Origin of the sequence: Williamsia sp. DF01-3, assembly GCF_023051145.1 — a bacterium.
GTDB lineage: Bacteria > Actinomycetota > Actinomycetes > Mycobacteriales > Mycobacteriaceae > Williamsia.
Window position 1 is genome coordinate 4,676,699 of record NZ_JALKFS010000005.1, and the last position, 12,126, is coordinate 4,688,824.

Consider the following 12,126-nt stretch of genomic DNA (forward strand, 5'->3'; position numbering starts at 1 on the left):
TCTACATTCATCCCGGCCACGGCCATCGGAAGATCCGGTGGCGGCCCGGATGGGTCGGCTACGGCCTCTCGAGATGCGTTCTCGCGAAATCCAGTGAGCGCGAGAGGATCTCACGACGCTCGGCCTTGGTGTTCACCGAACTCGTGGTGACCTCCAGAATGGCCGATCCGGAGAAGTCCCCGGCGGCCAGACTTTTACACACTTGCACACAGGGTTGCGAACCGTCGCCGGGGACCAGGTGTTCGTCCACCGCCGCCCCCGAACCATCGGTGAGGTGCAGGTGACGTAGGCCACCGCCCATCCGGTTGAGCATCTCGATCGCATCCGCGCCCGCGGTCGCGGCATGGGAGAGGTCGAGTGTGTAGTTCGCGAAACCGTCGTCGGTGGGGTCGATCGACGTCGCGAAGGCAGAGACCGCCGCGCCCGGTCCCCCACCGCGCCTTCGCATCCGCCCGGCGGCCTCTTCGTACTTGCCGAAGAACCTGTCGGTGCGGACGGGGAACATGTTCTCCACCGCGATGGCGATCCCCGAGTCGTCCTCGAGTGCGTCGATCAGATCGCGAAAACCACCCGCGTACTTTCGCTGCCACCGAAACGGTGGATGCACCACCACGGTCTCGGCGCCGAGATCCTCCGCCGCTGCCACCGATCGCGCCAGCTTGGCGGCGGGGTCGCGACCCCAGACCCGTTGCGAGATCAGCAGACACGGTGCGTGTACAGAAAGCACCGGCAGGTGGTAGCGGTCGGACAGGAACGCGACCCTGTCGATGTCCTGGCTGACCGGTTCTGCCCACACCATCAGCTCGATGCCGTCGTACCCCAGATCGTTTGCGTACTGGAAAGCGGCTTCGGTGTTCTGGGGATACACGGACGCGGTCGACAGCCCGATCGCGATGTCTTCTCTCATCGACTCGTTCGGAGAACCCTGCGCGGACACGGCGATCTCCTCGGGCACTCTCAGTCTCCGGCGACGAGCAAGAGAACCAACGGGCCGATGGTCACCAGGAGACCGACCCCCAACGCCAAGAGTGTACTGATCAGGTCCTGGCTGCGACGGACCACATGGACCAGGGTGACCATGCCGAAGATGACCGCTACCGCCAGGACGAGCGCGAAATACACGTTCCAGCGCCACAGTTCGGTGAAGCCCCAGAAGAGGGCGACGCCGACTGCCAATCCGGCGAGGACCTGACCGATCAGGATCAGCCACTGCGCGGTCGGCGAGTGTCGCGAATCACCGTCGGCGGTCTGAGCGCTGCCGCCGTCGCCGGTAGCTTGAGCGTCCGTCCCGCCGGCCTGTGTGTCGGCAGAGGATCCGGTGAGCCGCGCCTTGACGGCTTCGGTCTCTTCGGCACTCGGGTGCACCTGCGGATGGATCAGCGGTCCGTGTTCCTCCGTGGCCCCGACCTCACGCAGGCCCGCCGGCATGCCGGACGCCACCGGGTCGGTGCCCGTGAGGTCGACCTCTCGCGGATCAGGTTGCCGCACATCGCGTTTGGTCAGATCTGGACCTGACCCCTGCGTCTGCTCGTCGTCATCGACATCAAACCGGAGGTAACGACCCGCGGCCGCGCCCGACGTTGCCGTGGCGGAGGCCTGCGAGGTGGCGGCCTCCGTGGCAGGTTGCGGGGCGGTCTGTTCCGGCTCAGCCTGCTTCGGTCCGTCCACTGTGGGCGTCGATCGAGTGGACGCGTCTGGCTGGGCCGGCGGGTGGCCGGAGTCATCGACGGCCGGGATGAGCTGGGTGACCTGGTGGTCGGTGTTGCCACCGGCGTGGTCGTCGGACCGCTCAGGCGCCGACGGCGCAGGTGCCGATTCGTCCGCCTTACGTCCGAAGCCGAACAGACCGCGTTTGCGTTTGGCCGGCTTCGGGGCGGCAGAGGAGTCGTCGACGTCCTCGAAGTTGCGGTACCGCTGGAAGTCGGCCTCGCGCTCGGCGGCGGTGCGGAAGTCGTGCTGACCGTCTTCTCTGTTGCGGTCGGGGTCGTTGTCGTCGACCTGCGAATACGCCTGGACCGATGCGATGACGCCGGTGGTCTCCTCGTCGGGGTGCCCGTCGGACTGCTTGGCCTCTCCCGACGCGGTCTGCGACTCCTCGCGCTCGCCACGTTCGGCCGCCGGCATGGCTGCGGTCTCGTCGCCGCTTTTCGGCGACTCGGTGTTCGACCTCTCCGGTGATTCATCGGCCTGCTGCTCATCCGCCGGCGTCTCGACATCACGGGGGCGCGACAGAACAGGACGCTCGGGCTCGCCCGGCGTCGGTGCGGCGGCATCGTCGGTGTCCCGCGCACGTTTGGACACCTCTGCTGAGTTGAAGTCCCGGGTGGGCGGCGGGGCAGAATCGTTCACCCGAGGGATCTCTCCCGTGAGTTCGGCAACCGACACCGCGCCCTTGCCTCCACGGTGGCGACGGCCGGTCGGCGGGTTGGCTGCAGGTTGAGACCCGGTTGCCGCGTTCTCCGCGTCCTGCTCCTTGGCCCGCGCCAACAACTCGGCAACCGAGATGGGGCGTGACTCGGGATCGGATCCTCTAGCCATGAGTTAGTTCACCATCCTTAGCGTTCACCAGCCGGCAACTCGGTATCGCTGGACTCGAGGTCCAGTCTGCGCAGAATGACACCTTCGCGCAGGGCCCACGGGCATATCTCCAAAGTATCGATCGACAGTGCTCGCATGCTCGCCTCGGCCACCAGTGCGCCTGCCACGAGCTGTCCCGCGCGGTTCACACTCACTCCCTCCAGCTCGGCCCGGTCCGCGGTGGTCATCCTGGAGATGAAGGCGATCAACTGCCGCAGACCATTGCTGGTCAGTGTCCTCCTCACCCGGGGTCCAGCGCTGGAAGGCGCCGCTCCGGTGAGTCGCGCCAGCGAGCGGAACGTCTTGGAACTGCCGACGGCGAGGTCGGGGGTGCCCGCAGCGAGGAGCTCTTTGGCCGCCGGCGCCAGTTCGGCGTCGAGCCAGTCACGCAGCACCGCGACCTTGCGGCGGCCGGGCGGATCGTCCGACAACCACTCGCGGGTCAGCCGGCCGGCGCCCAGCGGTAACGACAACGCGACGTCGGGTTCCTCGTCGACGCCGTTCGACAACTCGAGTGACCCGCCGCCGATGTCGAGGGCGACGATTCGGCCTGAGCCCCATCCGTACCAGCGGCGCACCGCGAGCGACGTCAGTCGCGCTTCGTCGACGCCGGAGAGCACAACCACCCGCACGCCGGTCTCGTCGGCGACCCGGTTGAGCACGTCATCACAGTTGGTGGCATCACGGACGGCCGAGGTGGCAAACGCCATCACCTGTTTGCAGCCCGAGGTGTAGGCGATCTTGGTGAACTCGTCGACTGCCTCCACCAGGCTGTCTGCACCGGGATCGGACAGCCGCCCATCGGTGTCGATCTGCTCGGCGAGCCGCAAAGTGGACTTGGTCGAGCTCATCGGGGTCGGGTGACCGCCACGGTGAGCATCGACCACCAACAGGTGGACAGTGTTGCTGCCGACATCGAGGACTCCTAAACGCACGGCTTACAACCTAGTGCGTCTACCGTTGATACTTGTGCAGCCAGCCTCCAAAATGGTGCCCACCCCCGAGGTCCCGTTGGACTTTCCGAGGGAATGGTACGAATTCGCAGACCCAGCCGACCCCGAGCGCATCATCAACGCCGACCTCACCTGGTTGTTGTCGCATTGGACATGCGTCTTCGGTACCCCGGCGTGCCAGGGCATCATCGAGGGCCGCGAGAGCGATGGGTGTTGCAGCCACGGCGCCTATCTGTCTGACAAGGGCGACCGCAAGAACCTTGCCAAGGCCGCGGCCATGTTGACGCCGGACGACTGGCAGTTCTACGAAAAGGGTTCAGGCAAAGACCCCTTGGGCAAGCGGGGGTACCTCGAAGAGGATGAGCTGGACGACGAGCCCGCCATCAAGACGCGCAAGTACAAGGGCGCCTGCATATTCCTGAACCGGCCGGGGTTCGCCGGTGGGCAGGGTTGCGCCCTGCACTCGATGGCACTGCGCAAGGGCATCGAGCCGCTCGAGGTCAAACCGGAGGTCTGCTGGCAACTTCCGGTGCGCCGGGAGGAGCAGTGGGTGGAACGCCCCGACGGTGAACAGGTGCTCAAGACCACGATCACCGAGTTCGACCGCAGGGGCTGGGGTTCAGGTGGCGCCGACCTCAAGTGGTACTGCTCGGGGTCGCCGGACGCGCACATCGGCGAGAAGCAGGTGTGGCAGTCGTATGGACCCGAGCTGATCGCGCTGATCGGCAAACCGGCCTACGACGAATTGGCCACCGTCTGCCGTCGCCGCAGCGCGCTGGGCCTCGTCGCGGTGCACCCGGCCACGGCACAGGCCACCCAGCGTCAAGAGGGCGACCGCAAGTACGCCCAGCATCCCGAGGCCGAAGACATCGCCGACCCCGGTCTGCCGGACGTCACCTGAGAACTCAGGGCTCGAACTTGTAGCCCAGACCGCGCACCGTCACGAGGTGTTTCGGGTTGCCGGGGTCGGATTCGATCTTCGACCGCAGCCGCTTGACGTGGACGTCGAGGGTCTTGGTGTCGCCCACGTAGTCGGCGCCCCAGACCCGGTCGATGAGCTGGCCGCGGGTGAGTACCCGTCCGGCATTGCGGAGCAGATACTCGAGCAGGTCGAACTCCTTGAGCGGCAACGTCACCGACTGGCCACTGGCCGAGACCGTATGGCGTTCGACGTCCATCGAGACCGGGCCGGCCTCGATGAGTCCGCCGTCGAGGTCGTCGGTCTCGGCCGAATCACCGCCGCGGCGCAGGACCGCCCTGATCCGCGCGATCAGCTCGCGGGCCGAATAGGGTTTGGTCACATAGTCATCGGCGCCCAACTCGAGCCCGACAACCTTGTCGATCTCGCTGTCGCGGGCGGTCACCATGATCACCGGCACCGACGACTTGGCGCGGATCGCCTTGCACACCTCGGTACCCGAGGCACCCGGCAGCATGAGGTCCAGGAGGACGATGTCGGGACCGACGCGTTCGAAGACGGGCAACGCGGAGTTGCCGTCGGTGACGATGGTGGCCTCGAATCCCTCCTTACGAAGCAGGAACGCAAGCGGGTCGGCCAAGGACTCCTCGTCCTCGACGATCAGCACATGTGTCAACGGCTCAGTTCTCTCTCTTCGGTGACCACGGTCTGCGTGGTCGGTTCTGCGCTTGTGGCAGTGGACAACTCGGGGGCTCGCGACGTGGTGCGTGTCGCCAGCGGGATGGTGAGGGTGAAGGTGGATCCGGTGCCGGGTTTGCTCCACAGGTCGATGGATCCGCCGTGGTTCACCGCAACGTGTTTGACGATGGCCAGTCCCAGACCGGTACCTCCGGTGGCCCGCGACCTCGCCTTGTCGACCCGGAAGAAGCGTTCGAACACCCGCTGCTGGTGTTGCGGGGCGATCCCGATGCCGCGGTCGGTGACGGCGATGGCCACCATCTGGCGGTTGTCGATGGTCACCACACGCCTGCTCACCGACACCGCGGTACCGCTGGGCGAGTAGGCGATTGCGTTGGCCACGAGGTTGTTCAGGGCGGTGAGCAACAGGGTGTGGTCGCCGTCGACATGCAGATCGGAATCCTCGTCGGTGGTGAGTTTGATGCCCGCGGCCTCGGCGTTGATCTGGGCGCGGTCGATGACCTCGTCGATGAGTACGTCCACCTCGACGTCCTCGAGGTCGGGCAGCTTCTCGGCGCCCTGCAACCGCGACAGCGCGATCAACTCGGAGACCATGTTGCCCATGCGCAGGGCCTCGATGCGCACCCGCTCTCCGAAGTGCTCCACCGAGTACGGGTCGTCGGCCGATTCCATCAGCGCTTCGGCCAGCAGTCCGATGGCGGCGACGGGCGTCTTGAGTTCGTGCGAGACGTTGGCCACGAAATCGCGGCGGGTCTGCTCGACCCGCATGTGTTCGGAGTCGTCCTGGCCGTAGATGACGGTGTAGCGCTCGTCTCCGTCCGAGATCCGTTCGGTGACACACGAGACCGACTGGATCTTGCGGCCCGGCCCTCGGCCGGTGGACACGAAGGCACCGATGCCCTGCGGCGGCACGAAGGTGAACCTGCTGGTGTCGCCGCTCTCGAGGGTGTACCTGGCGTAGTCCCACACGTCATCGTCGAGGAGATGGTCGCGAACCATGCCGAGGGCGTTGGCGCGATCGTTGAAGAACACGACGTCGCGGACGTCGTCGACGACAGCAACACCGGTCTCGCCACCGTCGATGATCAGGTCGAGCAGGGTGGCCCGGGTCATCCGGGGAACCCGGGCGGACGACGAGTGCAGAAGCGGTGCGGCGTCGGACTCGACCGGCGTTGCCGATCGGGTGAGGTCGTAAGACGCGGAGGCGGCGCGCCTGCGGCCCAGATACCATCCGGCCGCCACGCCGATAAGAAGTGCCAGCACGCCCACTGCCGCGATGAAAATTGCGGTCACAAGCAAATCTTACGGGCAGGGCAACAGGACACCACAGCAGAATGCTGGGCAGTGACGGTCGGTAACAAGTCAGCGCGCAAGTGTTCGGACGCTGTTCATCCGATGGTCGCCGAAAGAGCCCCGCACGCGCGATCGGAAGGGATCGGGCTCATCGAATCGAGGTGACGATCAGCGGGTGACCTCGGTGGCCATCGGCGCATATTGCGGATGTTGTTCGATGAAGTAGCCGACGTACGAGCACAGAGGTACGACTTTCTTACCGGAGCGCTCGATATCGTCGAGGACGTATTTCACCAGGTGTCCGGCATAACCTTTGCCACTGAATTGATCGAGCACCACGGTGTGGGTCAGCACCACCTGCTCGGGCTCACTGACGTAGTCGAGATATCCGACATATTGCTCGCCGTCGAAGATCTCGTACCGTTCCTGGGCCTGAGAATGTGTCACTCGGATATTTGCCATGCAAGCTCCCCCGCCTCAGCTGGATTCGCCGGTCAGATGCGCAGACGCCATCATGCGACCAGGGTAGTCCTGATCACGGCTTACGAGAGCGGGATGCGGCAATCACTTGATCGCGAATCTCCGATCGGAAAGAAAGAGCGATTGCTCGCTATTTACTGCCCTGCGCCGCCACCGCCGCAGCTCCCGCAGCGGCCGCCTCAGGGTCCAGATATGCGCCGCCTTTGATGACCGGCTCGAGATTGTCGTCGAGGTCATAGCGCAGCGGATTGCCCGTCGGAATGTTCAGCCCCGCGATGTCGTCGTCCGAAATCCCGTCGAGATGTTTCACCAGAGCTCGCAGGGAATTGCCGTGCGCAGCCACCAGCACCGTCTTGCCCGCCTTGAGGTCGGCGACGATGGTCTCGTTGTAGTACGGGATCAATCGGTCGACAACATCCTTGAGGCACTCGGTCTGTGGAACTGCCGGCAGGTCCGCATACCGGGGATCTGCATCCTGGCTGTATTCGGCGCCCTTCTCCAGGACCGGCGGCGGGGTGTCGTAGCTACGGCGCCACAACATGAACTGGTCGTTGCCGAACTTCTCTTTGGTCTCGGCCTTGTTCAGACCCTGCAGAGCGCCGTAGTGCCGCTCGTTCAGTCGCCAGTCACGCACCACCGGGATCCAATGACGGTCGGCCCTGTCCAGGGCGATCTGAGCGGTCGAGATCGCGCGCCGGAGCAGCGAGGTGTACAGAACGTCGGGGAGCAGATCGTGCTCGACGAGCAACTCTCCGGCGCGTACCGCTTCGGCCTCGCCCTTCTCGGTGAGGGCAACGTCGACCCAACCGGTGAACTGGTTGGACGCATTCCACACGCTTTCACCGTGACGCATCAAGATCAGGGTTCCGTTGCTCATAGAGCAGTAGTTTTCCACAGGCCCACCACGGAAGCATTTGTCACCTGCCGGTCGCGGCATTCGACACCTATCGGTCGATCGAGGCCACACAACCACAACACACCGCGCGGATCGACCCCCTACACTGACGCCATGCTCTCAGGCGCGTGGAATTTCCGTGACGTATCCGGCCTCAAGACCACCGAAGGACGTTGCGTCGCTTCGGGTTTGCTGTTCCGCAGTTCGGAACTGAGCAACCTCGACGACACCGGCGGGCAAGATCTCATCAACCTCGGCGTCACCGATGTCTTCGATCTGCGCGACTACGCGGAGATCGAGAAGAGCGGGTCGGACCGCGTTCCGGACTCGATCGAGGTGCACGTCGTTCCCTTCGATCTCCGGCCGGACGGCAAAGCTCCACATGAGATGTCGGGCGACGACTACATCGCCAACCGCACCCGCTACATGTACGACGTCTACGCACAGATGCCCGCGCTCCCCGGCGCGATGAGCACGGTGGACCAGGTGATCAAGTTGCTCGGCGACCCCGATCGGCGGGTACTGGTGCACTGCGCAGCAGGCAAGGACCGCACCGGCTGGGTGGTGGCTGCCGTACTCACCGCGCTCGCGGTGGACCCCGACGAGATCATGGCCGACTACCTGGAGAGCAACGGCGACATCGACGCCCTTCGCGCGCACCTCCAGCGCATCTACGGCCCCCCGGAGGGCGGCGAACCGATCGAGATCTCCGATGACCTCCTCGGGGTGAAGGCCGACTACCTGCAAAGCGCGCGCGAGGCCGCGCTGGCGAAATCCGGGACCTTCGACGAGTACCTGGCGGCCTGCCGGGTGACCGCAGGTGACCTGGATCGCTTGCGCGCCCGCATGCTGACGTAGTCACAAACAGGCCCTATCCGGGCTCCGAGTGCAGGTCAGCGCTCGTGTCCGATTTGTTTGGCGAACTCATTTGCATGCATGATGCAAGTAATGAAACGTGAGTCGAACACCAATCCCAACCCGAACCTGCTGATCGCGGTGTTGTGCTTCGGGGGTTGCTGGCATCGTTCATGCAGACGCTGGTCGTGCCCATCGTCGGCAAGCTGCCCGGCTACCTGAACACCAGCTCCGACAACGCCTCCTGGGTCATCACCGCCACCTTGCTGACGGCCGCGATCGCGATGCCGATCTCGGGCCGCCTCGCCGACATGTTCGGCAAACGAGTGGTGATCCTGTCGTGCATCGCCGCGATGATCCTCGGATCGATCATCTGTGCGCTCACCTCGATGGTGCTGCCGATGATCATCGGACGTGGCATCCAGGGACTGGCGATGGGCCTCATCCCGTGTGGCATCAGCCTGTTGCGCGACAAGCTCGAACCGGCCCGAGTCCCCGGTGCCATCGCGACGATGTCGGCGACCCTCGGCGTCGGTGGCGCTATCGGACTGCCGGTCGCCGCCTACATCACGCAGACCTTCGACTGGCACGTCCTGTTCTGGACGTCGGGCGCACTCGCCACTTTCACCTTCTTCTTGGTGCTGATCCTGGTCAGCGAATCACCGGTCCGCTCCCCCGGCACCTTCGACGTCGTCGGGGCCATCGGGATCACTGCTGCCCTCGTCGCGCTGCTGCTCGCCGTGTCGAAGGGCAACACCTGGGGATGGACCAGTGCGTTGACGCTCGGCCTGGCCGGAGCCGGCCTGGTGGTCCTTGTCCTCTGGGGCTGGTTCGAGCTGCGTATCAAGACACCCCTGGTGGACCTGCGCACGTCGGCGCAGCCGATCATCGTGCTGACGAACGCGGCGTCGGTGCTGATCGGATTCGCCCTCATGGCGATGAGCCTGGCGGCGCCGCAGCTGCTGCAGATCCCACACATCCCGGGCGTCGTGGAGTACGGGATGGGACAGACCATCCTCGCCACCGGCCTGCTGTTGGCCCCCGGAGGACTGATGATGATGTTCCTCTCGCCGGTCTCGGCCCGGCTCAACATCCACATCGGTCCGAGGTTCACGCTGCTCATCGGGTCGGTGATCATCGCACTGGGTTACCTGTTCTCGATCTTCCTGATGGCCGAACCGTGGCAGATCTGCGTGGCCATGGTGATCGCAAGCGCAGGCGTGGGAATCGGCTACTCGGCCATGCCGGCGTTGATCATGTCGGCCGCACCACTGCATCAGATGGCCGCCGCCAACAGCCTGAACTCGCTGATGCGATCCATCGGCACGGCAATCGCGTCGGCGCTGATGGCCACCATCCTCGCCAGCTCCGTCATCGACCTCAGCCCGACCGCCTCTGTGCCCGCCGAGTCCAGCTTCCAGCTGGTGTTCATCGTCGGTGGCCTCGCTGCTCTCGCTGCCGCGCTGCTGGCGCTTGTCATCCCCAGCAAGCACGTCCGGCACGCCGGCGCCGGCGCGGTGGAGGCGAACCGTTCGAGCGAGAAGGTCGCGGCCACAACCGATTAACGCCGGATATCCACCGGATTCACAAAAGACGCTCCACCGGCCGGTCGAGCGTCTTTTGTCTTGGTGGAGCGGTCTGGAGACGCTGTGAGACGCCGGGACCAGACGGATCAGGCGGGCTTGCGCAGATCCTTGCGGAGAATCTTGCCTGCGGCGCTCTTCGGGATGGCGTCGATGAACTCGACCTCACGGACCTTCTTGTGCGGCGCGACCTGACCGGCGACGAAGTCGATCACCTGCTGCTCGGTGAGCTCGGAGCCTTCACGCTTGACCACAAACGCCTTCGGGATCTCCTCGCCGGTGTCGGCCTCGATCACGCCGATGACCGCGACGTCCGCGACATCGTCGTGGGTGAGCAGCAACGCCTCGAGTTCGGCGGGCGGCACCTGGTAGCCCTTGTACTTGATGAGCTCTTTGAGCCGGTCGACGATGTAGACGCAGCCGTTCGCATCGACCCGCGCCATGTCACCGGTGTGCAGAAACCCGTCGTCGTCGATGGTCTCCTTGGTGGCCTTGTCGTTGTTCAGGTAGCCCGCCATGACGTTCGGGCCCGCCACCCACAGCTCACCCGGCTCGCTGAGTCCTTCGGCCGGGATGTCGATCTCGTCGCCGGTGGCCGGATCGACGATCTTGTTGACCGTGTTCGGGATGGGCCAACCGCACGACGACAGCGGCGCCTCCGGGCCGTCGCCGGGTTTGCTGGGCATGGCGTGGCTGACCGGGCTCAGCTCGCTCATGCCGTAGCCCTGGATGACCCGGGTGTTCAGCCGCTTGGCCACAGCATTGCCCAGCACCTCGTCCAGCGGCGCGGCACCCGACATGATGGTGTTGACCGACGACAGGTCGTAGTCGTCGATCAGCGGGTGCTTGGCCAACGCAACCGCCACGGGCGGAGCGATGAACACGTAGCTGCACTTGTAGTTCTGGATGGATTCGAGGAACTGCACCAGATCGAAACGCGGCATCACCACGAGCCTCGCCCGGTTGTACAGCGCAAGGTTCAGCAGCACCGTCATCCCGTAGATGTGGAAGAACGGCAGCACCGCGAGGACCGAGTCGTCATGAGACATGTTCAGCAGCGGCTGGCTCTGCGCCACGTTGGCGACCAGGTTGCGATGGGTCAACATCACGCCCTTGGGGTTGCCGGTGGTGCCCGAGCTGTACGGCAGGACGGCAAGATGGGTGGCCGGGTCGAAGCTGACGTCCGGAGCCGCAAGGCCGGCACCCAACAGATCGAGCGCGTTCGGGTGAGGGCTCTCGGCCTCTCCGGGCCCGTTCAGCAAGATCACCGCGCTCTCGGGCAGACCAACCTGCGCCGCTGCCGCCTTGGCCTGGTCACCGAGCTGGGTGATCGTGATGAGCATCTTGGCACCCGAGTCGGTGAGCTGCTTGGCGATCTCGGGCGCGGTGAACAGCGCGTTGACGGTGGTCGCAGTGGCGCCCGCACGCAGGATGCCGTGGAACACGAACGCGAACGCCGAGGTGTTCGGCGACAGCAGCGCAACCTTGTCGCCCACCTCGATGCCGCGCGCCGCCAGGGCCCCGGCGAAGGCGTTGATCCGGCCGATCAGCTCGCGGTAGGTGGTGCCCTCGGTGGCGCCGGCGTCGATCAGCGCGGTCCGATCCAGGTCCTCCTCGCTGATCGACCCGAACAACGTCTCGTAGATCGAATCCTCGGAGATCTCCACAGGGGGAAAGGGACTCTTGAAACTCATGATTCTTCGGCCTCCGGCGTTGTTGTTGACGATCAGTCAACAACAGTAGCAATGCCGGTTGTCAGGGTCTGCCGAATCGGACAGTTAGTCGTCCAGACCGACGTCCGACGACGGGGTTGCCGCGTCGAATGCCTGCGGCCGACCGTTGTCGCCCTCTTCGCGACCCTTCTCCACGCCG

11 protein-coding genes are annotated in these 12,126 nt (G+C 65.1%); 3 read left to right on the forward strand and 8 right to left on the reverse strand.

What is annotated here, in order from left to right:
- Positions 1–58 precede the first annotated feature (58 nt).
- The 3 genes from MVA47_RS23960 to MVA47_RS23970 are packed head-to-tail and all read right to left on the reverse strand — an operon-like array spanning position 59 to position 3,512.
- On the reverse strand, positions 59–907 hold the full coding sequence (locus tag MVA47_RS23960) for a sugar phosphate isomerase/epimerase (RefSeq protein ID WP_247211048.1): 849 nt from the start codon (positions 905–907) through the stop codon (positions 59–61).
- 50 nt (positions 908–957) lie between these two features.
- Positions 958–2,538: a hypothetical protein gene (locus MVA47_RS23965; RefSeq protein ID WP_247210147.1), complete on the reverse strand. Its 1,581-nt coding sequence runs from the start codon at positions 2,536–2,538 to the stop codon at positions 958–960.
- 17 nt (positions 2,539–2,555) lie between these two features.
- Positions 2,556–3,512, reverse strand: coding sequence for a Ppx/GppA phosphatase family protein (locus tag MVA47_RS23970; protein WP_247210148.1), 957 nt, complete (start codon positions 3,510–3,512; stop codon positions 2,556–2,558).
- Between the two features lie 52 nt (positions 3,513–3,564).
- On the opposite strand from MVA47_RS23970, the gene MVA47_RS23975 reads away from it, so the two are divergent.
- Positions 3,565–4,431: a hypothetical protein gene (locus tag MVA47_RS23975; RefSeq protein WP_247211049.1), complete on the forward strand. Its 867-nt coding sequence runs from the start codon at positions 3,565–3,567 to the stop codon at positions 4,429–4,431.
- Between the two features lie 4 nt (positions 4,432–4,435).
- Here the strand turns inward: MVA47_RS23975 and MVA47_RS23980 are convergent, their stop codons facing one another.
- The 4 genes from MVA47_RS23980 to MVA47_RS23995 all read right to left on the reverse strand — a co-directional run bounded on the left by MVA47_RS23980 (position 4,436) and on the right by MVA47_RS23995 (position 7,798).
- Complete coding sequence (locus MVA47_RS23980) at positions 4,436–5,125, reverse strand: response regulator transcription factor (protein WP_023961315.1); 690 nt, start codon at positions 5,123–5,125, stop codon at positions 4,436–4,438.
- The gene (locus MVA47_RS23985) at positions 5,122–6,441 is read right to left on the reverse strand and encodes a cell wall metabolism sensor histidine kinase WalK (RefSeq protein ID WP_247210149.1); all 1,320 of its coding nucleotides are present in this window, start codon (positions 6,439–6,441) and stop codon (positions 5,122–5,124) included. The genes MVA47_RS23980 and MVA47_RS23985 overlap by 4 nt, the downstream gene beginning before the upstream one ends.
- A 168-nt stretch (positions 6,442–6,609) precedes the next feature.
- Positions 6,610–6,903, reverse strand: coding sequence for a GNAT family N-acetyltransferase (locus MVA47_RS23990; RefSeq protein ID WP_023961312.1), 294 nt, complete (start codon positions 6,901–6,903; stop codon positions 6,610–6,612).
- A gap of 148 nt (positions 6,904–7,051) precedes the next feature.
- Complete coding sequence (locus MVA47_RS23995; protein ID WP_247210150.1) at positions 7,052–7,798, reverse strand: phosphoglyceromutase; 747 nt, start codon at positions 7,796–7,798, stop codon at positions 7,052–7,054.
- A 132-nt stretch (positions 7,799–7,930) separates the two neighbouring features.
- Between MVA47_RS23995 and MVA47_RS24000 the strand changes: the two genes are divergently transcribed.
- Positions 7,931–8,674 carry a tyrosine-protein phosphatase gene (locus tag MVA47_RS24000; protein ID WP_247210151.1) on the forward strand — a complete coding sequence of 248 codons (744 nt, stop codon included), beginning with the start codon at positions 7,931–7,933 and terminating at the stop codon, positions 8,672–8,674.
- Positions 8,675–8,844: 170 nt separating this feature from the next.
- Positions 8,845–10,236, forward strand: a complete 1,392-nt coding sequence (locus MVA47_RS24005; RefSeq protein ID WP_247210152.1) for an MFS transporter — start codon at positions 8,845–8,847, stop codon at positions 10,234–10,236.
- 107 nt (positions 10,237–10,343) lie between these two features.
- On the opposite strand, the gene MVA47_RS24010 is transcribed toward MVA47_RS24005, so the two are convergent.
- Positions 10,344–11,948, reverse strand: a complete 1,605-nt coding sequence (locus MVA47_RS24010) for a 4-coumarate--CoA ligase family protein (RefSeq protein WP_247210153.1) — start codon at positions 11,946–11,948, stop codon at positions 10,344–10,346.
- Positions 11,949–12,126: the final 178 nt, after the last annotated feature.